Below are 24,468 nucleotides of genomic sequence, written 5' to 3'. Positions count from 1 at the left end.
CTGTTCTTATGCTTATACGACTTATATACACTCTTATATTGTCATTGGCCTCTCCACTGCTCCTCTATGGGCTTTATAAGAGCAAACCCGGCAAACCAAGTTTCGGTAAGCGCTGGAAAGAACATTTCGGTATCACGCCGCAAGTTCAAGGTAAAAGCCCTATCTGGATTCATGCGGTGTCCGTTGGTGAATCTATTGCTGCGATACCTATTATCAAGCAATTGAAGCAGCGAGCCCCAAATCAAGCCATCATCGTTACCACGACAACCAGCACAGGTGCTGAGCAAATAGAAAAGCTTGGTGATTTGGTCGAGCATCGCTACATGCCGATTGATTTTTCTTGGTGTGTACGAGGCTTCTTGAAAACTGTTCAGCCTAAACAGATGCTAATCATGGAAACAGAATTATGGCCAAACACACTGCACTGCGTCGCGAAAGCTGGGATTCCTATTTCAGTACTCAACGCTCGCCTATCTGAGCGCTCGTGCCAGCGCTATGCTAAATTCCAATCCGTTTTTAACCTTCTAGCGAAAAACCTTTATCAAGTACTCTGCCAATACCCTAGTGATGCAAAACGCTTCGTAAGGCTAGGATTAGATAAAGCATCAGTGCATGTGACGGGCTCAATCAAGTTTGATATTGAAATCTCTTCTGAACAAGTAGAAAAAGGTAAAGCTTTGAGGGAGCAAGTCGGCTTTCATCGTGATGTCTGGATTGCTGCGAGCACTCACCAAGGTGAAGATGAAATTGTTTTAGATGCCCATAGGCAACTTCTTAAAGACAACCCTAGTGCGCTACTGATGATCGTGCCTCGCCACCCAGAGCGATTTAACCAAGTGACAGAGCTAGCTCAACAGCACGACTTCAACACGATCACTCGAACGAGTCAGCAGCCAATAACGTCTGATGCTGAAGTCTATATAGCTGATACAATGGGAGAAATGTTAGTACTACTCGGCGGCGCTGATGTCTGCTTTATGGGCGGAAGTCTTGTGGGCGATAAGGTAGGTGGCCACAACCTGCTAGAGCCGGCGGCCCTTCAGTTACCTTTACTGAATGGCCCTAGCTATTTTAACTTCGGCGAGATCACTGACAAGCTACTGGAAGCCAATGCCGTGGTTATTTGTCAAGATAGCCAAGATATCGCAGGCCAACTCCAACAACTGTTCAAACAATCAGAATTGCGTAAAATTAAAGGATTAGCAGCTTATCAAGTGGTGGAACAGAACCGAGGGGCGTTGAATAAAACCTTGGAATACATTCTTAATTAATGACGATTCTTAGTTAATTACTATTATTAATTAATGGCTATTAACCTTGATAGCCTTTTAACAACGGTTCCCAATCAGACTCATGCCATTGAATCTGGCGCTTGTTCACTTCTTTTAAGAACGAGCGCTTTAAGCGATTCAAGTTGCCTTCTTTCCAGTCATCACCCGCTTGCTGACCACACTTATCAAAGTCAATAATCCACACCCTTTGCGAGTCATCAAGAAGGATATTATGGATGTTGAGATCAGTGTGATTAACCCCAGCATTGTGCATTTTGCGTATCTCGCGGCCAATCTTTTGATAAACATCCGCATCTATCGGATCAGAAACCAAGACATCAACCAGATCTTTCGCATTGGGGATTCGTTCCGACATCAGATCTGCACGATAAAATAGTCCGCTTTTCGTTGCCCGAGCGGCAATAGGCTTAGGTACATTCACACCTGCATTAGCTAATACATTAAGAACATTAAGCTCCATCGCGCAGCGCGTACTTTCCCAATCAGAAAATCGATATTGGTCTTCAACGAGTTTGCCAAATAGCCCACCACGGCGATAGTGACGCAACGCGGCTTGCATTCCATCAAGTTGAATAAACCAGGTGGTACCACGCCCCTGTGCACTCCCTGAAATAGACTCACGTTGCTGCCAGTATTCTGCCTCAAAGATCTGAACCATCTCACCCTCCGGCACTTGTGCCAGAAGTTCAGGGTCATACCAAATTGTTTGGTTCTTAGTGTTAATCGTTTCCATCTATGAGGCCTTTGGGTCGCTTTTCGTCATTGCTATTTTACAACTAATGCGAGTATCTGCATAATTCTGATGTTATTCACTTTTTTCGGGCACTTTATGTCACTGTTCTCAACTGCACCTCAATCTCTTTGCATACTTCGCCTCTCCGCGATTGGCGATGTTTGTCATGCTATTTCTGTGGTTCAAGCCATCCAGAAGCAGTGGCCTGAAACGAAAATCACTTGGATAACCGGCAAAATAGAAGCCATGCTGATCGGCGACTTGCCAGGTATTGAGGTAATTGTTTTCGATAAGAAACAAGGCTTCAAAGGAATGCGTGAATTATGGCACCAGCTATCTGGTCGTAAATTTGATGCTCTTCTGCATATGCAAGCCGCACTCAGAGCCAGCGTACTATCATGGGGAATAAAGGCAAAGTGCAAGGTGGGGTTTGGCAAAAATCGCACTCGTGAAATGCAATCACTCTTTACTAATCGCCATCTGCCTATTTCAGACAAATTTCATGTTTTAGATAACTTTGCCGAATTTGCTCGCTACATTGGTGTGCCTTTCGATAAACCCCAATGGGACATTCCTTTAACGCCAGAAGACGAACAGCTAGCCATCGACACCATGGCTGGGAAACAAACCTTAGTTATCTCCCCTGCCGCAAGCAAAGATTCACGTAACTGGTTAACTGATCGATATGCCGCTATTGCCGATTATGCAGCAGAGAAAGGGATGCAAGTGGTGCTGTGTGGCTCTCCTGCTCCACGAGAGGTAAATCTTGGTAAGGACATCGAAGCGCTATGCCAAGCTCCTGCTATCAACTTAATTGGCAAAACTAACCTAAAGCAACTTACCGCCGTACTTAAACATGCGACCGTGGTGATAGCACCAGATACAGGCCCAGCACACCTAGCAACAACACAATCAACACCTGTTATCGGGTTATACGCACACAGCGATCCTCGAAGAACAGGCCCCTACAATGACCTTGATATCGTAGTCAGTGTTTATCAACAGCACGTAGAGGCGCAACAAGGGAAACCGGTTAAAGACCTTCCGTGGGGAACTCGAGCAAAAGGCGATGATTTAATGAAAGACATCACACTCGATATGGTAAAGCAGCAACTCGATAAGGCCTTAAACTCTAGTAAAGCACCAAGCAAGGAAAGCTAATATGACCACACACGTTATCTACCCAGGCACTTTCGATCCGGTAACCAATGGTCACCTCGATATTATCGTCCGTGCTGCTAGCATGTTTGATCATATCACGGTGGGAGTAGCCGCGAGTCCAAGCAAAAAGACCATGTTTCAGTTAGATGAACGAGTAGAGCTGTTGCGTGATGCCGTGTCTCACTTACCTAATGTATCTGTTGAAGGCTTTTCTGGTTTACTTGTCGACTTTGCCAAAGAGCAGAAAGCTAACGTATTGGTACGCGGCCTAAGAACAACTATGGATTTTGAGTACGAGTTCGGTCTCACTAGCATGTACCGCAAGCTACTCCCCGGCCTTGAAAGCGTGTTCCTAACCCCTTCGGAAGAGTATGCCTTCCTGTCTTCGACTATTGTTCGTGAAGTCGCGATACATGGTGGAGACATAAGTCAGTTTGTGCCACAGAAAGTTGCAGATAAGATCAAACTGAAAACAGTGGAATAACCCTGCATTCAAAAACAAAAATAGCGCTCATTGAGCGCTATTTTTTATAACTACAATTGGGGGTTACAGTGAGTAGTAAACCTTATACCAATCTGCGAATGCCTTCGCGCCTTCTTGGATTTTAACTTGAGGCTTGTAGCCAACTGCTTCAAACAGATCTTCAGTATCGGCGTAAGTTGCGTATACATCACCAGGTTGTATTGGCATGAAGTTCTTCTTCGCTTCAATGCCTAAAGCCGTTTCCAATGCTTCAACGTAATCCATCAATTTAACTGGGCTACCATGACCAATGTTGAACACTCGGTATGGTGCAGAGCTGGTCGCTGGTGAACCTTGCTCTACTGTCCAGTTTGGCTGTTTTTCTGGAACTCGGTCTTGTACACGGATAATGCCTTCAACAATATCATCGATATAAGTGAAGTCACGCATCATGTCGCCGTTGTTGTAAATGTCGATCTCTTTACCCGCCACGATTAAGTTCGCAAACTTAAACATCGCCATATCAGGGCGGCTCCAAGGGCCGTAAACCGTAAAGAAGCGTAGACCTGTTGTCGGCACATCGTATAGATGAGAATAGGTATGCGCCATTAGTTCATTCGACTTCTTAGTCGCTGCGTACAATGAAATCGGGTGGTCAACGCTGTCTGCCGTGTGGAATGGCATTTTCTGGTTCAAGCCATATACCGAGCTTGAAGAAGCATAAACTAGGTGTTCAACCTTATTATGACGGCAGCCTTCCAAAATAGCTAAGTGGCCAACAAGGTTGCTGTCCGCATAGGCCATTGGGTTATCGATTGAATAACGAACGCCAGCTTGTGCTGCTAGGTGAATCACACGGTCAAATTTTTGCTGCGCAAAAAGCTCAGCAATACCTTCTCTATCAGCAAGGTCAAGCTCGATAAAGGTAAGGTTTTCATGTTCAATACGCTTAAGACGGTCATGTTTCAGAGAGACTTCATAGTAGTCATTTAGGTTATCGATACCTATAACCTCATGTCCTGCCGCACATAGTCGCTCTGACACTGCAGAGCCAATAAAACCAGCAACGCCAGTTACTAAATATTTCATTCTACTATTCTCAATTCATATAATTAGTACAATTGTAGCCACTCGCTAGCCTACCGACTAGCAATAAAAAGTGAACACGAGTTCAGATTTTCTATACTTGGCACTCTTCGCAATAAAACGTATTGCGCTGACCGACTTTTAGCTCTTGAATCAGCGCTTCACAGCTTGGGCACTTTTCACCTGCTTTACCATACACTTGCAGCTCTTGTGCGAAGTAGCCTGGTTTACCATCAGCCTGAGAAAAATCTTTCAGCGTAGTACCACCTTGCTTGATAGCCGTCGCGAGTACTTGCTTGATCTCATCGGTTAATAAGATCCATTCGGCTTTGGTCACTTTGTTTGCCGATCGTAACGGGTGGATTTTTGCAGAGAACAAAGCTTCATTAGCGTAGATATTCCCGACACCGACCACCACTTTGTTGTCCATGATGAACTGCTTGACCGCAACTTTACGCTTTTCTGCCTTCTCAGCGATGTAGTCAGCATTAAAATCGTCGGTTAACGGCTCAGGTCCAGAGCCAAGCAACACAGAGTGAACTTCATCAGGCGCCGACCACAACCAAGCGCCAAAACGACGCGGATCGTTATAGCGCAGTACTTTGCCGTTAGTCAGCTTGAGATCCACGTGATCGTGCTTTGCCGCGGGGAAATCGGCATCTAATACGCGCAGTGATCCAGACATTCCAAGATGAACAATTGCAGTACCTGTATCAGTTTCTATTAACAGGTACTTAGCACGACGCGAGATCGCACGAATCACCTGCCCTTCTAGCTTTTTAAGCTCTTGTGGGATATCCCAACGCAGCTTTGGCGTACGAAAGGTCAGTGTCTTAATGGTCTCGCCGACTAAATGAGGCGAGATCCCCATGCGGCTTACTTCGACTTCGGGTAATTCAGGCATAATCTAATCGTCCGATGTTGAGGGATTGTCTTGGCTAAGACTTGGAAACAGGTAGCTCTCTTCAATAGACACCGCCAACCACTGATCATTCCAGTTTTTTAACAACCAAAACTCAGGCAGCTGATAATAAGTAATACGTTGAGGCTCTTCTTGGTCTTGATACCACACTTCTATGGTGTGTGGGGTAGTAAGCTGAGAAGCAAGGTCAGTATAGGTTTGCGAATCAACCTCGGTACCAACAAGCTGCTGCCAGCGTTGAGAGCGTTCTTGAGCGCTAATGCTTTGAGCTGGGGCGGAACCTTTCAATTGATAGCTCCACTGGCCATCTTCGAGTACCAATGACCACTTAGCAAAGTGCAACGCTTGAAGCTCTGCTCCAGGATTTAACAGATAGGGATAGGGGCTACTAACCTGTTGCTCAGGTTCTGGCTCGATAAGATACGCTTTGATCAAAGTAGGAAGGTTGAGCACCCCAATAAAAGCGATCACGCTTAACATGAGTATGTTGTTCCACCTGCGTCCACGATATCTCATCTGATTCTGCCATCTAACCTATTGAGTCTTCAGTATATCGTGAAAGTGGCGATACTTTCTATGTTGCTATTTGTACCGGCTAGATCCTTATAAAGACTAAAAGGCACGTGAGGTCACCAAATTTTAGGTATAAAAAAACCCAGCGATTAAGCTGGGTTTTTCAATTCTTTCTTCTACTGAAGAAGAGCCAAAAAAGCATCAATTACTTGATTTTCGCTTCTTTGTACATAACGTGTTGGCGAACTACTGGATCAAACTTTTTGATCTCAAATTTGCCTGGCATGTTACGCTTGTTCTTATCAGTTGTGTAGAAGTGACCAGTACCTGCAGAAGATACTAGACGAATTTTCTCACGAATGCCTTTAGCCATTGCTTAATTCCTCTTAAACGTTTTCGCCACGTGCACGGATATCAACAAGAACAGCATCGATGCCTTTCTTATCAATGATACGCATGCCTTTAGCAGTTAGACGTAGTTTAACAAAACGTTTTTCGCTCTCTACCCAGAAACGATGAGTTTGTAGGTTCGGCAGAAAACGGCGCTTAGTAGCATTGCGTGCGTGTGAACGGTTGTTACCCGTTACTGGACGCTTACCAGTTACTTGGCATACTCGGGACATGAATGTCTTCTCCAATCGTTTCAGCTCGATATCAACCTTGGTGGCCGAACCTCTCTATCAATAAAAATAGAAGGTAAAAACCGTTATGGAAAATCCATACAAGGCTATCAAAGGTCGCGCATTATACTAACTTGACACGCATTGCTCAAGACCCGAACAGATCCTTTTTGCGGATTTCGTGATCTTTTTTTGTGCAGCGCAGCTTGCTTGAGTAATCAGAGCTGATTTTAGGTCTAAAAATGTGGGCGGAATGATAGCAGATTTAACGTAGTTAACAACCTAAAATGTGATTCAAATCCATCCGCGCTCAGCAAAAGAGACAACTTCGCCGTCTCCGACCACAAAATGGTCGAGAATTCGAATGTCCACCAGCGCTAAGGCATCAGTCAATCGACGAGTTATTCGTCTGTCTGCTTGGCTTGGCTCTGCAATACCCGAAGGGTGGTTATGTGCCAGAATGAGCGCGGCTGCATTATGGTGAAGTGCCCGTTTAACGACCTCTCTGGGATAAACCGATGCAGCATCAATCGTCCCCTCAAACATCACCTCATCCTTTATTACCCTATTTTGGTTATCAAGAAACAATATATAGAAGGCTTCTCGCTGGCGGTCGCGCAAAATACTCGAGAGATAAAGCTTAGTGTGACTCGGGCTGGTCAGTGCATCGCCTCGGGATAAAGTCTCCGCGAGGTAACGCTGCGTCATCTCCAGTACGGCTTGCAATTGGACATACTTCGCTTGCCCCATCCCTTTATGAGCACAAAACTCAGCTTGTGTTGCTGAAAAAAGGTGCCTGAGCGAACCAAAGTCCTTGAGCAGCTTGTCTGCCAGCTCTAGAACGTTCATTCCTTGCGTGCCCGTTCGAAGAAATATAGCTAGCAGCTCTGCATCACTCAAAGAATCAGGCCCTCTGGTGAGTAGTTTCTCTCTTGGCATCGATTCAGCAGGCATTTTATTTATCGGCATAGAAGAGCAAATCCATTGCTTATGAACATAACCCATCAGCGTAACTATCGTGTATCCAGAGATCCTTTAATAAAGAGAAAGTCAGCCGAGCCATCAACAAAATCGTGTAATTGATAAGTTTGATAACGCCAATTTGATGAGCGTCAAGTCTGTTCAAGTTCTGCTTCTAGGCACTCATCCTTTGTTCTGATATCGTAAGTCGCAGAAAAATTAAGGAACAGAATCATGCAAACACAGGTTAACCCTCTGAGTAACGCTGACCAACAAGGCCTAGCAGGGAAAAAAATTCTTCTTGGTATTAGTGGTGGTATCGCTGCTTACAAATGTGCCGAGCTGACTCGACGTTTGGTTGAACGTGGGGCACAAGTGCAGGTCGTTATGACCAATGCAGCCAAAGAGTTCATCACTCCACTGACCATGCAGGCGGTCTCGGGAAGGCCAGTGTCTGATAGTTTGCTTGATCCTGCTGCTGAAGCTTCAATGGGTCACATCGAACTCGCAAAATGGGCTGATTTAGTATTGTTAGCACCGGCGACTGCCGATCTTATTGCACGCATGACTGCAGGCATGGGTAATGACCTACTGACCACTTTGGTTTTAGCGACCGATGCACCAGTTGCGGTATCACCGGCAATGAACCAACAAATGTATAGCCACCCTGCGACTCAAGAGAACATCGCGACGCTAAAACGTCGTGGTTGTGAAATCTGGGGGCCAGCGGCTGGCGAACAAGCGTGTGGTGATGTAGGCATGGGCCGCATGTTAGAGCCAATGCAGCTTGTGCACCGCTGTGAAGACTTCTTCCAACCTAAACCACTTGCTGGCCGCTCTGTACTTATTACTGCTGGGCCAACTCGTGAAGCCATTGACCCTGTACGTTACATCACAAACCACAGCTCAGGCAAAATGGGCTACGCGTTAGCTGAAGCCGCAGCTAAACAAGGCGCAACGGTCACTTTAGTGAGCGGCCCTGTGTCGCTAGCTACTCCAGACAAAGTGACTCGCGTCGATGTCGATAGTGCTCAACAGATGTTTGATGCCGTTACTGCTCACGCCGCTCAACACGATGTTTTCATCAGCTGCGCCGCGGTTGCTGATTACCGCCCAGAGACCATTGCAGACCAGAAACTTAAAAAAGTAGATGGCAAAGATGACATGACGATTCAAATGGTGAAAAACCCAGATATCGTCGCTTCTGTCGCGGCAATGATTGAAGGACGTCCATTCACAGTAGGGTTTGCGGCTGAAACACAAGATGTAGAGAAATATGCCCGCGGTAAGCTAGAGCGAAAGAACCTCGATATGATTTGCGCTAATGATGTATCTGTTGAAGGTCAAGGCTTCAATAGTAGCAGTAACGAATTGCACCTTTATTGGAAAGATGGCGATAAATCTCTGCCATTGGATAGCAAAGGTGCGCTTGGATTCCAGATCCTTGAGCAGATCCAACAACTGCTAGAAAAGAATCACTAACTCACTGATTAGAGCAATATTGTCGGATAAATAGACAATTTTGAGCTGACAATCTGCTGACACCTCTCGATTCTGTTGACCTAGGGCTTACAAAACTAGGAAACAGAATTGAATGGTGTTTATAATCCTTCTTCACTCAATCCTCATCTTTAGGAAAGGAAGTAAATAGATGGCTGGTACTCGAAAATCAAACCGTCGTGAAGAAATCCTACAAGCTCTCGCACAAATGTTGGAATCGACCGAAGGTGCTTCTCGTATCACGACGGTAAAATTAGCCAAGCAAGTTGGCGTTTCTGAAGCAGCACTTTACCGCCACTTCCCTAGTAAAGCTCGCATGTTTGAAGGCCTTATCGAGTTTATTGAAGAAGCCTTGATGTCTCGAATCAACCGCATTCTGGATGAAGAGAAAGACACGCTAGAGCGCATACGCCTAGTACTGCAACTGATCTTAGTTTTCTCAGAACGTAACCCAGGCTTGACTCGAATTTTATCTGGCCATGCTCTAATGTTTGAAAACGAGCGCCTACGTGACCGCATCAATCAACTGTTCGAACGCATTGAGACTCAACTTCGCCAAATTCTGCGCGAGAGAAAGCTTCGTGAAGGGAAATCATTCCCAGTTGATGAGAAAATCTTAGCAGCACAATTACTCGGCCAAGTTGAAGGCAGTCTGAATCGCTTTGTACGTTCTGACTTCAAATATCAACCGACAGAAAACTTCGATGCTTATTGGGCACTACTCAGCGCTCAGATTAAGTAGCAATCCAACTTTAAGTGATGGTTATGACGAAAACTTCTCCGACAAGCAGCACTGCACAACACGTTATTACTAAGCCGCCTTTCACACTGGCACTGCTTCACCCTAAATATTGGGGAGTATGGTTCGGCTTTGGGTTGTTGGCGCTTATCGTTAACGTTCTACCTTACCGCCTGTTATTACTGTTAGGCCGCTCATTGGGCACTTTAGGCGCTCGTTATGGCAAAAAGCGCGTCGCAGTCGCCACTCGCAATTTAGAACTAGCCTTCCCAGACAAGCCAGCAGATGAAGTTGCGGCTATGGTGAACGAGAACTTTAAGAATACGGGTATGGCGCTGATCGAAACCGGTATTACTTGGTTCTGGCCGACGTGGCGCTTTAAGCGAATCTTAGTAGATAAAGACACTCAGATGCTGCGTACACACAAAGCCAATGGCAAAGGTGTCCTTCTGTGCTGTGTACATGCCTTGAACCTAGAGATCACCGCACGAGCGATGGCTGTACTCGGTATTCCTGGCTTAGGAGTGTACCGTCCACACAACAACCCTGCTTATGAGTTCATTCAATACCGTGGTCGTACCCAAAACGGCAACCGCCTAATTCACCGTAAAGATGTGAAGCGCATGATCCGAATCTTGCGTCAGGGTGAGATCCTTTTCTACCTTCCAGATCATGATTACGGCCGTAATAAGTCAGTGTTTGTACCGTTCTTCGCCGTGCCTGATGCGTGTACTACTACTGGTACTAGTATTCTGGCTTACACCAGCCGCTGCGCGATTGTTCCAGGCTCTGGTTTTAGAAACGACAACGGCAAATATGAAATCATGGCCGATGAGTCCATCGAAGATAACTATCCACAAAAAGATGAAAAAGCGGCTGCCGCTTACATGAATAGCTATCTTGAGAAGATTATTTTACGCGCACCAGAGCAGTGGATGTGGCTACACAAGCGTTTCAAAACCATGGAAGACCCAGAAGCTGAACGCGGTGTTCGTTATAAGTAGAGTAGCCGCTATAAATACTATTCTGAACCAAAAGAAAAGGGGCTGATGATTCATCAGCCCCTTTTGCATTCTATAGCTATAACAAATTGTATTAGATGCCGTACTGAGCGCGGTACGCTTTCACTGCTTCAAGGTGCGCTGCGTCAGTGCCCTTCTCTTCAAGGAAAGTTACTAGGTCAGTCAGGCTAACGATAGAGATAATCGCACAACCAAAGTCACGTTCTACTTCTTGAATCGCAGATAGCTCGCCTTTACCTTTCTCTTGGCGGTCAATCGCAACAAGAACGCCCGCTAGATCAGCACCATTCGCTTGGATGATTTCCATCGATTCACGAATTGCAGTACCTGCAGTGATTACGTCGTCCACCAGCATGATGCGACCTTCCAGTGCGCTACCGACTAGGTTGCCACCTTCACCGTGGTCTTTTGCTTCTTTGCGGTTAAAGCAGTAAGGCGTGTCTACATCGTGGTGATCGGCCAGTGCAACAGCTGTTGTCGTTGCGATTGGGATACCTTTGTATGCAGGGCCAAACAGTACATCAAATTCAATACCAGAATCCGCCAGTGCTGCTGCGTAGAAACGACCTAAGCGCGCTAGGTCACGGCCTGTGTTAAACAATCCAGCATTGAAGAAGTAAGGGCTCTTACGGCCAGACTTTAAAGTAAACTCACCAAACTTAAGTACTTCTTTCTCTAGTGCAAATTCAATAAATTCACGTTGATATGCTTTCATGCTCATCCTCTATGTTTACTCAATAAAACTTAACTTACGCTCTGTACTACCCTTTCAGGTTTTACAGACAAAAAAATAGCCCCCAATCTGGGAGCTATCTAAAAACTATTCTGCCAACGCTGCTTTCTGCGCTTCGACGATATCGGCAATGCCCTTATTCGCCAGGGCTAAAAGCTTCATCAGCTCTTCGTGGCTGAACGGTTCGCCTTCTGCAGTGCCTTGAATCTCAATCATCTTACCGTCTTCCGTCATTACAACGTTCATATCGGTATCGGCTGCTGAGTCTTCAACATACTCAAGGTCACACAGTGCTTCTGCACCAACGATACCCACTGAAACTGCCGCTACGTGGCCTTTCATTGGGTTCTTTTTCAACTTACCACTGTCTAGTAGGCTCTTGATTGCATCAGCCATTGCTACGCTTGCACCAGAGATAGACGCAGTACGTGTGCCGCCATCTGCTTGAATAACATCACAATCTACAGTGATCATGATTTCACCCATAGCTTTAAGATCCACAACAGCACGTAGGCTACGAGCGATCAGACGTTGGATTTCCATCGTGCGACCACCTTGCTTACCGCTCGCTGCTTCACGACGGTTACGAGTGTGCGTTGCACGTGGCAGCATGCCGTATTCAGCCGTTACCCAACCCTTTCCTTGACCTTTCAACCAACGCGGTACGTTTTCTTCTACCGTCGCATTACATAGAACTTTAGTGTTGCCGAACTCAACTAATACAGAACCCTCAGCATAAGCTGTGTAGTTACGAGTAATTTTAATTGGACGAATTTGATCTACAGCGCGGTCATTTGGACGCATTGGTATCTACCTTATTAACAGTCTGAAGTGATTTACTATCGAAAGCGTGCATCACCTAAGAAAGGGGTGAGACATATTTGATTGGGGCGAGATTATATAGCAGTTTATCGTGCAAAGCTATTTACCATTCGAAGACGCTGTTCAAGAAAAGTGATTCCTTAGCAAAAGTGATGAGCTTCGGCTGTCACCCGTATCGTGATACTATGCGTGCGCGTTATTTTCAGAATGATAAAAGACAGGAAAATTCGATGATTTATAGTATGACCGCGTACGCACGCAAAGAAGTAAAAGGCGATTGGGGCAGCGCAGTATGGGAAATCCGTAGTGTAAACCAGCGCTACCTAGAAACTTACTTCCGTATGCCTGAACAGTTCCGTGGTTTAGAGCCAATCCTACGCGAGCGTTTCCGTAAGCGCCTAGCGCGCGGCAAAGTAGAATGTAACCTACGCTTTGAAGCTAACCCAGCAGCAAAAGGCGAGCTAAGCATCAACGAAGGTTTGGCGCAGCAAGTGATCAATGCGGCGAACCAAGTGATGACCATGACAGGTGAAGAGAGCCGTCTGAATCCATTCCAAGTAATGAACTGGCCTGGTGTGATGGAAACGCCTGAGCAAGACATGGATGCGATCAACAAAGACCTGCTAGCAGCGTTCAACGATGCGATTGCAGAGTTCATTGATGCTCGTGCTCGTGAAGGTGAGAACATGAAGGCGCTAATCGTACAGCGCTTAGATGCAATCACTGAAGAAGTGGTAAAAGTACGTGCACGCATGCCTGAGATCCTAGAATGGCAACGTGAGCGACTGCTTAACAAATTTGAAGAAGCGAAAATTGAGCTTGAAGGTTCTCGCGTTGAGCAAGAGCTTATCTTACTCGCACAGAAGTCAGACGTAGCCGAAGAGCTAGACCGCCTTGACTCTCACGTGAAAGAAGCCAATGCAGTATTGAAGAAAGGCGGCGCATGTGGCCGTAAACTGGACTTCATGATGCAAGAGTTCAACCGTGAATCAAACACGCTAGCGTCTAAGTCTATCAGCACTGACATCACAGCATCTGGCGTAGAGCTAAAGGTTCTTATCGAACAGATGCGTGAGCAAATTCAGAACATTGAATAAGCCAATGCAGAGCTAATACAAGTAAGCCCCTGTATCGAAAGATGCAGGGGCTTTTCTTTATTTTAGTAATAAAGGAGCATTAGCATTGATGTTCAGGTAAGTCTTTCGTTTTGTAGAGATTGGCAATGTCGTGATTCTTGTCGCGATGCTTAGCTTCATCCTCTCTGATACGGAAAAGCACATCTAAGAATGTTGCGCCTTCAGGTAGGCGATAATAGGTAATCGCGATTTCTGGCGCTGGATGGTTGGGCAGAGCCCCCTCTTCAATTTTGGATATGTACTCTGAATAACTGTTACAGGCTTCCTCTTCAAAGTAGCCGACAATCCTATGCGCAGTTTTAGAAGAAACTAGGTAGATAACGCCGTAGATGATGAGAAAGATAAACTGCAGTAACATCACTAAGATGCGTTCTATAATGGATGGCTTGGTAACGGTCAGGAAAATCATCAAATGCATCCGTTCATTGTCTGCTTCATCCAATAGCTCTTTAATCCAACCGCCGTCATCTTTCATACGACGTAGTGCTTTAAGGTGGTTAAATACACCTGCGACCATGCCTGGTACAGCCGCAATGGTTTCCAACAACATCGCACGTTTGGCTAAATGTTTTCCATAAAACAGGTTAAGCGTTTTTTTGAGAAGTCGAGTAACAAGAAGCGCAACCTTTTCGGAGAATATTTCAGGTTTGTAATGAGTGCTTTCAAAATGCATAGCGTGTTCCTTATATGAGTCTAATACTCACTAATCAACATTCATGCCACAACACAAAGACTTATATATCAAGGAAAAGACAAGCAAAGGAGTCATTAAGACTCCATATTAACAACATACAAAAAGACATCTTAATGTCTTTTTGACACAATAGGGATAATAAAAACCCAGCGACATGGCTGGGCTCTTAAATGACTTATAAGTCGACGGTTTTACTCGTCCGGCTGCTTGGTTCGAAGGTCCACATACGGCCAGTAGTGATGACCAACTCGAATCAGCAAGGTTGCGGCCGCTAGAATAAATGCTGCTAAAGATAGCCAAACGATCAGAACCGCATCGAGTTCCTTCATTCCCAGAGTAATGTAACGAGCGATCGCCATCATCGCGATGTAGATTGGATAACGCACAGGGATCTTACCGTTCATCACAAACTGCTGAACCATGGCCAACACTTCGAGATAGATGAACATCAACAGAATATCGGTCAGTTGTACTCTGCGCTCTGTGAAGACGTGCATGAACTCCTCAAGCATCGCAAACAGTGTTGCAAGGGTAATCGCCACCAGCAGCACCGCTTCAAGAATATGGAAAACCTTTAAGAAAGGCTTACTGAAAGATTTGGGTAAATGAGAAGGCATAGTCACTCTTCAAAAATAATTAATCCAATCTCTACAATAGCATGCCTCAATATAAGTCGCCCCTTCTCTATCGGAGAACACCAACAATGGCACACCTTTTGTTGAAGCAGATACAAAAATGGCCCCACATTCACTGCAGAGCCATTTATTCATTCTTTGTCTCAGCTTAACTCGGCCAATTAGCCTTAAAGCAGAATCAGGTAGGTTAGGAACACCACACACAGGCCATAGATTAACGGGTGAACTTCTTTACCCTTACCTGCGACCACCATAGTGAATGCATAGCTGATAAAGCCCATCGCCATACCATTTGCAGGTGAGAAGCTTAGTACCGTGAACATAATGGTGAAGAAGGCTGCAATGCGAGACTCTTTCTTCTCCCAATTGATCTGACCAAGGCGGCCCACCATGTAGATGCCTACCACGACCATCGCCGGCGCAACCATAGCCGCCGAGAAAATAGAGAAGATTGGGTACAGAAATAGCGAGATTAGGAACAAGCCTGCAACCATCACTGCCGCCAAACCTGTCTTCGCTCCTTGAGAAGAGGCAATACCCGACTCAGAGAAAGCAGTAATCGATGTGGTACCAAGAATCGAACCAATCACCGTACCACCCGCATCTGCCACTAGAGCAGACTTCGCATTTGGCACCTTACCATCTTTATCGATGATACCTGCATCACGGCCAACACCAACAATCGTGCTCAAGCCATCAAAGAAGTCGACAATCAGGAAGATAAGTACGATGAACAATAGATCGAACATTTTCTCAGGGGTGAACGCAGAGAAATCGAAAATCGCGCCGAAGCTACCTGCCATGCTCGGTGGCATCGCGACTAGCTGCTCTGGGATTGGCGCATTTGATGTACCCATGAACACGTCAGCTAGGATTGTCAGTGCAATCGCTGATACGAATGAGATAAATGTCGCTAGCTTGATATCACGAACCATACAGCCAAGCGCAATAAAAATACTGATGTAAGCGATGATCACTTGTGGGTCTGAGATATCCCCTAAACCAACCAATACAAACGGATTCGAAACGATGATGCCCGCGTTCTTAAGACCTAAGAACGCGATGAACAAACCGAGCGAGACCGTAATCGCCAGCTTTAAGTCCTCTGGGATCGATTCAATCATCGATTTACGAATATTGGTCAATGAGAATGCGAGATACAAAATACCAGAAAGGAAGATACCAAATAGCGCTTCATTCCAAAGCACAGCCACAGAACCACTCAATAGCAGGCCTTTGAAAAAGCCATTCATACTCATGCCCGGAGCTAGCATCACAGGGTAATTACCCCAGATGCCCATAATTAACGTCGAGATAGCCGCAGCCAAAGCCGTTGCAGTAAATACCGCACCTTTATCCATACCCGGGATACCACCCAAAATCGCTGGGTTAACCGCCAGAATGTAGCTCATTGCCAAGAAAGTAATGAAACCTGCGTACAGCTCAGTGCCGATCGTGGTCTTTCTTTCAGTGATTTTAAACATTGAATCAAGCGAACCAGAGGTGTTCTGGGCTTTCAGGGTGGAATCGGTACTCACAACAAAACCTTTGCAATAAATTAAGAATTTGGGGATTCAAATGCTGTGAGAATAGAGAGGTCTCTACACTAAAAACTGTAGTCACCAAGATAGGCTCGGTAGTAGAAACATTTGATCCATTTCATCAAACATATACAGCATTTAATCGTTTGCGCGGATTGTAAGGATTGAGATTAAAACTTCAACAAATTTTGTCGAGATCACATAAAAAAGTGCAGTTGATGAGTGATTACACTTCTAGAACGATCTTTGAGAAGATCATTCGCCAATAAATAACGATCAAGCCAGTTGTTCTCAATCATCTAAATATGCTACTCTTCGCCTCCATTTTTCTGACCTAATTTTCACCAGTTGCCGCTCTATACGCGCAATTACCGGAACGTAATTAAGGTCAGTGCTATCTTTTATAGTGTCGGTTTATCGCCTTCACTCAATCCAACCAACAGTGGAAATATACAGATGGGCAAAGGTACTCTTTACATCGTATCTGCACCTAGTGGCGCAGGTAAGTCGAGCTTGATCTCAGCAATGCTAGAAACCAATCCAACCTACGCAATGAAGGTATCTGTTTCACACACCACTCGCGGTATGCGCCCTGGTGAAGAAAATGGTGTTCACTACCACTTCGTAGAGAAGCATCACTTCGAAGACCTCATCAAGAAGAATGAATTCCTAGAGTACGCTGAAGTATTCGGCAACTACTACGGTACTTCACGCGTTTGGATTGAAGAAAACCTAGACCGCGGTATCGATGTATTCCTAGATATCGACTGGCAAGGTGCTCGTCAGATCCGTGAACAGATGCCTCAAGCGAAGAGTGTATTCATTCTTCCACCATCAAATGGTGAGCTAGAGCGTCGTCTAAACGTTCGTGGTCAAGACAGCGAAGAAGTTATTGCGAAACGCATGAGCGAAGCGAAGTCAGAAATCTCTCATTATAATGAGTATGACTACGTGATCGTGAATGATGACTTTGATGCAGCCCTAATGGACTTCAGAGCTATCATTCGTGCGGAGCGCTTAAAAGAAGATAAGCAAGCAGCAAAATACAGCGGCATGCTTACTGCTCTACTGGCGGAATAAGCTAGCAAGGCTAGATTTTCCATTGAGATAAGTATACGGTGATCTAGAAAGTCTCTAGTTAAACTTGTATACTTTCTCGTCATCAAAAATTTATTAGTTAATTACTATTTGGAGTCCTCATGGCACGCGTAACTGTTCAAGACGCTGTTGAAAAAGTTGGCAACCGTTTCGACCTAGTTCTTATTGCGGCTCGCCGCGCACGTCAAATGCAAACTGGCGGTAAAGATTCACTAGTGCCAGAAGAGAACGATAAGCCAACGGTTATCGCTCTTCGCGAAATCGAAGAAGGTCTTATCACTAAAGACGTACTAGATGCTCGTGAACGTCAAGAGCAACAAGAGCAAGAAGCGGCTGAACTTGCAGCAGTAAGCAGCATCGCTCACACTCGATAAGAACGTCATTCGAACTAATTAACCTTCCGGGCCTTTAATTTGTATCTATTCGATAGCCTCAAAGACGTTGCCCAAGAATACCTAACAGAGCCTCAAATTGAGGCTCTGCGTCAATCTTATGTGGTAGCGAGAGACGCCCATGAAGGGCAAACCCGCTCAAGCGGTGAACCATACATTATCCACCCTGTAGCTGTTTCAAGAATCCTGGCAGAAATGCGTCTGGATATCGAAACCCTACAAGCTGCTCTACTTCATGACGTGATTGAAGACTGTGATGTCACGAAAGAAGATCTAGAGGAAAAATTTGGCAATACCGTTGCTGAATTGGTAGATGGTGTATCTAAGCTGGATAAGCTTAAATTTCGTGATCGCAAAGAAGCGCAAGCAGAGAACTTCCGTAAGATGGTTCTTGCCATGGTGCAAGACATCCGCGTTATCTTGATCAAATTAGCTGACCGTACTCACAACATGCGTACGCTTGGGGCACTTCGCCCTGACAAAAAGCGCCGTATTGCTCGTGAAACCCTAGAAATCTATTCTCCACTAGCTCACCGTCTTGGTATTCATAACATCAAGACCGAACTAGAAGAGCTGGGCTTCGAAGCCCTCTACCCTAATCGTTATCGCGTACTGAAAAACGTAGTGAAAGCTGCGCGTGGTAACCGTAAGGAGATGATTCAACGTATCCATAGCGAAATTGAAGGCCGCCTTGAAGAAGTTGGCTTACCTGCTCGCGTACTTGGTCGTGAAAAGAACCTGTTCTCCATCTATAACAAGATGAAAACCAAAGAGCAGCGTTTCCACACCATTATGGACATCTACGCTTTCCGCGTGGTGGTTGATACCCCAGATACTTGTTATCGCGTACTTGGTCAGGCACACAGCCTGTACAAGCCTCGTCCTGGCCGCATGAAAGATTACATCGCGGTACCAAAAGCCAACGGCTACCAATCTCTGCATACATCAATGATCGGCCCTCACGGGGTGCCAGTTGAAGTTCAGATCCGTACTGAAGATATGGATCAAATGGCAGACAAAGGTGTCGCGGCACACTGGTCTTACAAAGGCAACGGCTCACGCAGCAGTAATGGCACAACCGCACAGGTTAAAGCACAACGTTGGATGCAGAGCTTACTTGAGCTACAACAAAGCGCGGGTAACTCATTCGAATTCATTGAAAACGTTAAGTCTGATCTGTTCCCTGATGAGATCTTCGTGTTCACGCCGAAGGGTCGTATTGTCGAACTTCCTGCTGGCGCTACAGCGGTCGACTTTGCTTACGCGGTACATACCGATGTCGGCAACATGTGTGTAGGTGCTCGTGTAGACATGAACCCTTACCCACTAAGTAAATCGCTGAAGAACGGTCAAACCATTGAGATCATCAGTGCTCCGGGCGCACGTCCGAATGCAGCATGGCTCAACTACGTGGTGACATCACGTGCACGTACTAAGATCCGTCAGGTTCTGAAGACTATGCGTCGTGAAGAGTCGATTACCTTAGGTCGTCGTCTACTGAACCACGCACTTGGCGAACACTCGATTGGTGATATCGGCCAAGAGAACGTTGAACATGTATTGTCTGATCTTCGTCTCGACAGCATTGAAGACTTGCTCGCGTCAATTGGTCTTGGTGAGCTAATGAGTATCGTGATTGCTCGTCGCCTGCTAGGTGATGCTGACGAACTGACTGAAGTAGAAAACAACAGCGACACGCCTAGGAAGAAACTTCCAATCCGTGGTGCTGAAGGTCTACTGCTAACGTTCGCCAACTGTTGTCACCCGATTCCAGATGATCACATCATTGCCCATGTATCTCCAGGTCGTGGTCTTGTGGTTCACCGTGAAACGTGTCCAAACGTTCGTGGTTACCAAAAAGAACCAGACAAGTATATGGCGGTGGAATGGTCTGACGATTACGACCAAGAGTTCACAGCTGAACTTCAGGTTGATCTGCAGAACCACCAAGGTGCACTGGCTGAGTTAACTAACGTTATCTCGAAAACAGGCTCAAACATTCACGGTATTTCGACCGAAGAACGTGATGGACGCTTGTACACAGTGACAATCTTGCTGACTACTAAAGATCGTGTTCACCTTGCGAGCATTATGAAGAAGCTACGTGTGATGCCACACGCGCTCAAAGTAAGACGCCGTAAGAACTAGAGCAAAGTAAAGATGAGGGATTCGAGATAGCGAGATACGAAGAGCAAAAACTTCGTTCATGACTCACTATCTTGGCTCCACATCCGCTTTTAGTTTTTGAATATCGATAGATAAAGCGATAAGGCAGATGAGAGATACGAGTCTCGAGATGCGAAGAGCAAAAGCTTTTCACCACTCAACTTTTCGTATTTCGAGTCTGCTTTAGTTTTTTATAGCGCCCTATTCCTCTCATATCCCATTTACATACACCCCGCACTCGCTCTTAGTCTTTTCGAATCTCGTTTACCCGCATCTCGCATCTGCTCTTAATCTTTTCGCATCTCGTTTACCCGCATCCCGAATCTGCTCTTATCTCTTCGCATCTCGTTTACTCGAATCCCGTATCTGCTTCTAAGCTTTATCCTGTACAAAAATCCAGTAAAATGCTTGAATAGATCATCACTCTTACGTTTATGAGCCTTGTTATGTCACAGCTTTTATCTGCTATCCCTCTCAACTCTTTATCTGGAGTCGGCGCTAAAGTCGCAGAGAAACTGGAAAAGGTTGGGCTTAACAATGTGCAAGACCTGCTGTTTCATCTGCCTTTGCGCTATGAAGATAGAACACGTATCTACCCGATCATCAAACTGCACGCTGGAATCTGGGCCGCAGTCCAAGGAAAGGTGATGAGCGTAGATACCATTTTCGGTAAACGTAAGATGTTGGCGGTAAAGATCAGCGACGGTAATGGCACTATTACGCTGCGCTTTTTCAACTTCACTGCAGGTATGAAGAACAACTTTGCCGAAGGCAAACAAGTCCATGCTTATGGTGAAATCAAGCGTGGCAATATGGGACTTGAGATCGTCCATCCTGATTACAAATTCTTTGCTCCAAGACAGCAACCAGACGTGGAAGCGAACCTGACTCCAGTGTACCCAACCACTGAAGGACTGAGACAAGTCACGCTGCGTAACCTGACCGACCAAGCGTTAGAACTGATCGACAAAGCAGCCGTCAATGAGCTGCTACCGTCTGGCTTATACGATCATCAAATTACCCTAGCACAAGCACTGCATACCATTCACAGACCGCCTCCGGGTATCGACCTAGAGTTGTTTGATGAAGGTAAACACCCAGCACAGCTGCGCTTGATTATGGAAGAGCTACTGGCTCAAAACCTATCGATGCTGTCGGTCCGCAGTAAAGGACAGCAAGACAAAGCGATGCCGCTTCCGCCAGTGAATACACTCAAAGATAAGCTACTGGCTCAGCTGCCATTCTCGCCAACCAATGCTCAAGCACGCGTAACCCAAGAGATTGAAACTGACTTAGAAAAGCCACACCCAATGATGCGCTTAGTACAAGGCGATGTAGGTTCAGGTAAAACCTTGGTTGCAGCACTAGCGGCTGTTCGCGCACTGGAACATGGCCAGCAAGTAGCACTGATGGCACCAACCGAGCTATTGGCTGAGCAGCACGCAATCAATTTCGCCAACTGGTTTGAAGCCATGGGGATTCAAGTCGGTTGGTTGGCAGGCAAACTCAAAGGTAAGGCTCGAGAGACTGAACTGGCGCGCATTGCCAGTGGCGAAGCGCAAATGGTGGTCGGTACTCATGCCCTATTCCAAGAACATGTCGAGTTCAAAAACCTTGGTTTAGTCATCATTGATGAGCAACACCGATTTGGTGTCCACCAGCGATTAGAGCTGCGTGAGAAAGGCGCTAAGCAGGGCTATTACCCACATCAGTTGGTGATGACCGCAACACCGATTCCGCGAACGCTCGCCATGACAGCCTATGCCGATCTCGAAACCTCAATCATTGATGAGCTACCTCCGGGACGAACACCGATTCAAACCGTAGCGATCCCTGATACTAAACGTGATGATATTGTCGAACGGGTGCGTAATGCGTGCCTTAATGAAGGCAAGCAGGCCTATTGGGTGTGTACGCTAATTGATGAATCCGAAGTATTGGAAGCGCAAGCTGCTGCAGACACTGCAGAAGAGCTGCAACGCAAACTACCTGATGTAAAAATTGGTTTAGTACACGGCCGAATGAAACCTGCCGAGAAACAGGCAGTAATGCAGGAGTTCAAAGAAAACAAACTGCACCTATTGGTTGCGACAACGGTGATTGAAGTCGGTGTGGATGTTCCGAATTCGAGCTTAATGATCATCGAGAACCCAGAACGTCTTGGCCTAGCACAACTGCACCAATTACGTGGCCGTGTTGGCCGTGGTTCAGTCGCAAGCCATTGTGTATTGTTATATCACTCACCGCTGTCTAAAACCGCTCAGAAGCGCTTAGGCGTACTGCGTGAAAGTAACGATGGCTTTGTAATTGCTCAGCGAGACTTAGAGATCAGAGGCCCCGGGGAACTGCTTGGCACTAAGCAGACAGGTTTGGCTGACTTCAAGATTGCCGACTTGGTACGAGACCAACGTTTAATTCCTGAAGTGCAGCGTATCGCACGCCACATTCATGATAGCTATCCAGATAACGCTAAGGCGATCATCAATCGCTGGTTGGGTGAACGTGATGTGTATTCTAAGGCGTAATTGGCCCGCACATTCCCGCTTACAACGTAAAAAGGCTTCCATAAGGAAGCCTTTTTCTACGTATTACGTTAATAAACCAAGAGCGAGACTCCCTACTCCTTCGTTCCTCACGATAGGGAATGACGAAAGGTTGCGGATTGGTATCGTCCGACTCAGATTTTACCACCAGTCTTACTCAACCTCTTTCTCTAGCCTCAGTTCTACATAATAAGAAAGAGCTTCAAGGTTAAGCGCACCGTTTGTACTCAATGAACCTGAATACTTATCACACCGTCATCCCCGAGAGGGAAGAATGACCGAGTCGGGGATCTCTTAATAGTTCCCCGAACCAAATTCATCGAAATCACACGGACCGATGACAACTAGGGTTTAACAGGGAAACTGATCTGCGCTTTTAAGCCGCCTTCGCTGCGGTTATTCACCACAACGGCACCTTGGTGTTGGCTAACAATGCGTTTCACGATTGCCAAACCTAACCCCGTTCCTTCACTACCACGCGCTGTATCGCCACGAGTGAAAGGTTCAAATAGCTTACCGATCTGGTCTTGTGGGATGCCCGGACCGTTATCTTCTACTGTCACCCAAGCTAGCTTGTTATCCGCTGTCATGCCGGTTGATACCTTGACCCAGCCATTACCGTAACGCAGCGCATTCACCACTAAGTTACTTACCGCACGCTTCATCGCGATCGGGTTTCCTAATGCAGGCTTCATGGTATCCGGAATATCAGTTTCAATCTGCACCTCATAGCCACCTTCAGAACTTGATACCTCGCGGGCAATATCATCCACAAACACCGCTTGGAATGATTCACGATCGACAGGCTTCAAGTAGTCCATAAACTGGCTAATGATCTCATTACACTCTTCGGTATCACTGATGATCCCTTCCGCTAAATAGGCATCTTCTGGCGACATCATCTCGGTGGCCAAACGAATACGTGTTAATGGTGTGCGTAAGTCATGGCTGATACCCGCCATCAACAAAGCTCGGTCTTCTTCTAACTCTTGGATACCTTTCGACATCTGGTTGAAGGCACGAGTTACTGAACGAATCTCTTGAGCACCTTGCACAGGCAGTGGCGGTGGAATATCACCACGACCGACACCCTGCGCCGCTTTCTCAAGTGCAATGAGTGGGCGGTTTTGCAATCGGATGAACAGCCAACCACCAGCGACAATCAACATCGCCATGATCAAGCTATTACGAAATAGCGGTGCAAAGTCTTCTTCTTGTAGCTCAGAGAGTGGAATTCGAATCAATGAGTTAGGCAGCTGTGCTATGTCCATCCACAACACATAGCTCTCTTTACCTAAGATCAGTCGCACTTCTGTTTCAGAGCCTAATTCTTTGGTCATCTCCTCACTCATCAGGTCAATCGATACTGCGTGGTAATACTCACCCGCCGCTTCGCTGTCCTTGGCGTGGACCGTTACTCCAAGTTGCTCAAGTACGCGCTGGCGCAGTGGTGCGTCGATCTCGATATCACTGCCTTGGTCCAATACTAGGTTTAACTCGTGCGCCAATATCTTATTAAACTGCTGTAAGCTCGGCATCAAAGCGTAGTTAAACACGGCGTAGTAAGAAAAGATTTGGCTAGCGACCAATAGCGTTAAGAAAAGCACTATCGACTGAGTAAAGGAGCTACGTATGCGCATGGGGCACCCAAAGTGTAGAGAGAAAAAACAAAGCGTTATATGACTATAACTCTAAAC

The 24,468-nt window shown here is 46.1% G+C and carries 24 protein-coding genes and 1 riboswitch; of the genes, 11 read left to right on the top strand and 13 right to left on the bottom strand.

Annotation, left to right across the window (positions count from 1 at the left end; all coding sequences use genetic code 11):
* Positions 1-8 precede the first annotated feature (8 nt).
* The gene (waaA, locus tag F0232_RS12085; protein WP_105057748.1) at positions 9-1,271 is read left to right on the top strand and encodes a lipid IV(A) 3-deoxy-D-manno-octulosonic acid transferase; all 1,263 of its coding nucleotides are present in this window, start codon (positions 9-11) and stop codon (positions 1,269-1,271) included.
* Positions 1,272-1,311: 40 nt separating this feature from the next.
* Here the strand turns inward: waaA and F0232_RS12080 are convergent, their stop codons facing one another.
* Positions 1,312-2,025: a 3-deoxy-D-manno-octulosonic acid kinase gene (locus F0232_RS12080; RefSeq protein ID WP_105057747.1), complete on the bottom strand. Its 714-nt coding sequence runs from the start codon at positions 2,023-2,025 to the stop codon at positions 1,312-1,314.
* Positions 2,026-2,121: 96 nt separating this feature from the next.
* Here F0232_RS12080 and F0232_RS12075 point away from each other — a divergent pair, with 96 nt between their 5' ends.
* Complete coding sequence (locus F0232_RS12075; protein ID WP_105057746.1) at positions 2,122-3,186, top strand: glycosyltransferase family 9 protein; 1,065 nt, start codon at positions 2,122-2,124, stop codon at positions 3,184-3,186.
* Position 3,187: 1 nt separating this feature from the next.
* A complete protein-coding gene (coaD, locus tag F0232_RS12070; protein WP_105057745.1) occupies positions 3,188-3,670 on the top strand; it encodes a pantetheine-phosphate adenylyltransferase in 483 nt (160 codons plus the stop codon).
* 63 nt (positions 3,671-3,733) lie between these two features.
* On the opposite strand, the gene F0232_RS12065 is transcribed toward coaD, so the two are convergent.
* The 6 genes from F0232_RS12065 to radC all read right to left on the bottom strand — a co-directional run bounded on the left by F0232_RS12065 (position 3,734) and on the right by radC (position 7,759).
* Complete coding sequence (locus tag F0232_RS12065; protein ID WP_105057744.1) at positions 3,734-4,738, bottom strand: NAD-dependent epimerase; 1,005 nt, start codon at positions 4,736-4,738, stop codon at positions 3,734-3,736.
* A 91-nt stretch (positions 4,739-4,829) separates the two neighbouring features.
* Positions 4,830-5,639 carry a bifunctional DNA-formamidopyrimidine glycosylase/DNA-(apurinic or apyrimidinic site) lyase gene (gene mutM / locus F0232_RS12060; protein ID WP_105057743.1) on the bottom strand — a complete coding sequence of 270 codons (810 nt, stop codon included), beginning with the start codon at positions 5,637-5,639 and terminating at the stop codon, positions 4,830-4,832.
* 3 nt (positions 5,640-5,642) lie between these two features.
* Complete coding sequence (locus F0232_RS12055) at positions 5,643-6,173, bottom strand: hypothetical protein (protein WP_081090348.1); 531 nt, start codon at positions 6,171-6,173, stop codon at positions 5,643-5,645.
* A 202-nt stretch (positions 6,174-6,375) separates the two neighbouring features.
* Positions 6,376-6,543 carry a 50S ribosomal protein L33 gene (rpmG, locus tag F0232_RS12050; protein WP_002535344.1) on the bottom strand — a complete coding sequence of 56 codons (168 nt, stop codon included), beginning with the start codon at positions 6,541-6,543 and terminating at the stop codon, positions 6,376-6,378.
* Between the two features lie 13 nt (positions 6,544-6,556).
* On the bottom strand, positions 6,557-6,793 hold the full coding sequence (rpmB, locus tag F0232_RS12045; protein ID WP_004728407.1) for a 50S ribosomal protein L28: 237 nt from the start codon (positions 6,791-6,793) through the stop codon (positions 6,557-6,559).
* Between the two features lie 291 nt (positions 6,794-7,084).
* Positions 7,085-7,759 carry a DNA repair protein RadC gene (gene radC / locus F0232_RS12040; protein WP_061033131.1) on the bottom strand — a complete coding sequence of 225 codons (675 nt, stop codon included), beginning with the start codon at positions 7,757-7,759 and terminating at the stop codon, positions 7,085-7,087.
* 225 nt (positions 7,760-7,984) lie between these two features.
* Here radC and coaBC point away from each other — a divergent pair, with 225 nt between their 5' ends.
* From coaBC to lpxL, 3 genes are all read left to right on the top strand, one after another.
* Complete coding sequence (gene coaBC / locus F0232_RS12035) at positions 7,985-9,232, top strand: bifunctional phosphopantothenoylcysteine decarboxylase/phosphopantothenate--cysteine ligase CoaBC (protein ID WP_061033130.1); 1,248 nt, start codon at positions 7,985-7,987, stop codon at positions 9,230-9,232.
* A 169-nt stretch (positions 9,233-9,401) separates the two neighbouring features.
* On the top strand, positions 9,402-9,992 hold the full coding sequence (gene slmA, locus F0232_RS12030) for a nucleoid occlusion factor SlmA (protein WP_004741428.1): 591 nt from the start codon (positions 9,402-9,404) through the stop codon (positions 9,990-9,992).
* A gap of 17 nt (positions 9,993-10,009) precedes the next feature.
* Positions 10,010-10,993: an LpxL/LpxP family Kdo(2)-lipid IV(A) lauroyl/palmitoleoyl acyltransferase gene (gene lpxL, locus F0232_RS12025; protein WP_105057742.1), complete on the top strand. Its 984-nt coding sequence runs from the start codon at positions 10,010-10,012 to the stop codon at positions 10,991-10,993.
* 91 nt (positions 10,994-11,084) lie between these two features.
* Here lpxL and pyrE read toward each other — a convergent pair whose 3' ends face one another.
* Positions 11,085-11,726, bottom strand: coding sequence for an orotate phosphoribosyltransferase (gene pyrE / locus F0232_RS12020; RefSeq protein ID WP_004741430.1), 642 nt, complete (start codon positions 11,724-11,726; stop codon positions 11,085-11,087).
* 105 nt (positions 11,727-11,831) lie between these two features.
* The gene (gene rph / locus F0232_RS12015; protein ID WP_105057741.1) at positions 11,832-12,548 is read right to left on the bottom strand and encodes a ribonuclease PH; all 717 of its coding nucleotides are present in this window, start codon (positions 12,546-12,548) and stop codon (positions 11,832-11,834) included.
* 248 nt (positions 12,549-12,796) lie between these two features.
* On the opposite strand from rph, the gene F0232_RS12010 reads away from it, so the two are divergent.
* The gene (locus F0232_RS12010; protein ID WP_061033127.1) at positions 12,797-13,663 is read left to right on the top strand and encodes a YicC/YloC family endoribonuclease; all 867 of its coding nucleotides are present in this window, start codon (positions 12,797-12,799) and stop codon (positions 13,661-13,663) included.
* A 79-nt stretch (positions 13,664-13,742) separates the two neighbouring features.
* On the opposite strand, the gene F0232_RS12005 is transcribed toward F0232_RS12010, so the two are convergent.
* From F0232_RS12005 to F0232_RS11995, 3 genes are all read right to left on the bottom strand, one after another.
* Positions 13,743-14,375 (bottom strand): alternative oxidase, encoded by a 633-nt coding sequence (locus F0232_RS12005; RefSeq protein ID WP_008224459.1) that lies wholly within the window; start codon positions 14,373-14,375, stop codon positions 13,743-13,745.
* Between the two features lie 212 nt (positions 14,376-14,587).
* Positions 14,588-15,013 carry a phosphate-starvation-inducible protein PsiE gene (locus F0232_RS12000; protein WP_008224461.1) on the bottom strand — a complete coding sequence of 142 codons (426 nt, stop codon included), beginning with the start codon at positions 15,011-15,013 and terminating at the stop codon, positions 14,588-14,590.
* 185 nt (positions 15,014-15,198) lie between these two features.
* A complete protein-coding gene (locus tag F0232_RS11995) occupies positions 15,199-16,569 on the bottom strand; it encodes an NCS2 family permease (RefSeq protein ID WP_061033126.1) in 1,371 nt (456 codons plus the stop codon).
* 58 nt (positions 16,570-16,627) lie between these two features.
* Positions 16,628-16,727, bottom strand: a riboswitch (purine riboswitch).
* A gap of 301 nt (positions 16,728-17,028) precedes the next feature.
* On the opposite strand from F0232_RS11995, the gene gmk reads away from it, so the two are divergent.
* From gmk to recG, 4 genes are all read left to right on the top strand, one after another.
* Complete coding sequence (gmk, locus tag F0232_RS11990; protein ID WP_008224466.1) at positions 17,029-17,652, top strand: guanylate kinase; 624 nt, start codon at positions 17,029-17,031, stop codon at positions 17,650-17,652.
* Positions 17,653-17,771: 119 nt separating this feature from the next.
* Positions 17,772-18,044, top strand: coding sequence for a DNA-directed RNA polymerase subunit omega (gene rpoZ, locus F0232_RS11985; RefSeq protein ID WP_009848003.1), 273 nt, complete (start codon positions 17,772-17,774; stop codon positions 18,042-18,044).
* 39 nt (positions 18,045-18,083) lie between these two features.
* The gene (gene spoT / locus F0232_RS11980) at positions 18,084-20,210 is read left to right on the top strand and encodes a bifunctional GTP diphosphokinase/guanosine-3',5'-bis pyrophosphate 3'-pyrophosphohydrolase (protein ID WP_019826453.1); all 2,127 of its coding nucleotides are present in this window, start codon (positions 18,084-18,086) and stop codon (positions 20,208-20,210) included.
* Between the two features lie 464 nt (positions 20,211-20,674).
* Complete coding sequence (gene recG / locus F0232_RS11975; RefSeq protein ID WP_105057740.1) at positions 20,675-22,753, top strand: ATP-dependent DNA helicase RecG; 2,079 nt, start codon at positions 20,675-20,677, stop codon at positions 22,751-22,753.
* Positions 22,754-23,115: 362 nt separating this feature from the next.
* On the opposite strand, the gene envZ is transcribed toward recG, so the two are convergent.
* On the bottom strand, positions 23,116-24,411 hold the full coding sequence (gene envZ / locus F0232_RS11970) for a two-component system sensor histidine kinase EnvZ (RefSeq protein ID WP_105057739.1): 1,296 nt from the start codon (positions 24,409-24,411) through the stop codon (positions 23,116-23,118).
* Positions 24,412-24,468 lie beyond the last annotated feature (57 nt).

It is taken from the genome of Vibrio sp. T3Y01 (assembly GCF_013114525.1).
Classification (GTDB): Bacteria; Pseudomonadota; Gammaproteobacteria; order Enterobacterales; family Vibrionaceae; genus Vibrio; species Vibrio chagasii_B.
Note: the sequence above shows the minus strand (reverse complement) of the source record. Positions and strands in the feature narration are given on the sequence as shown.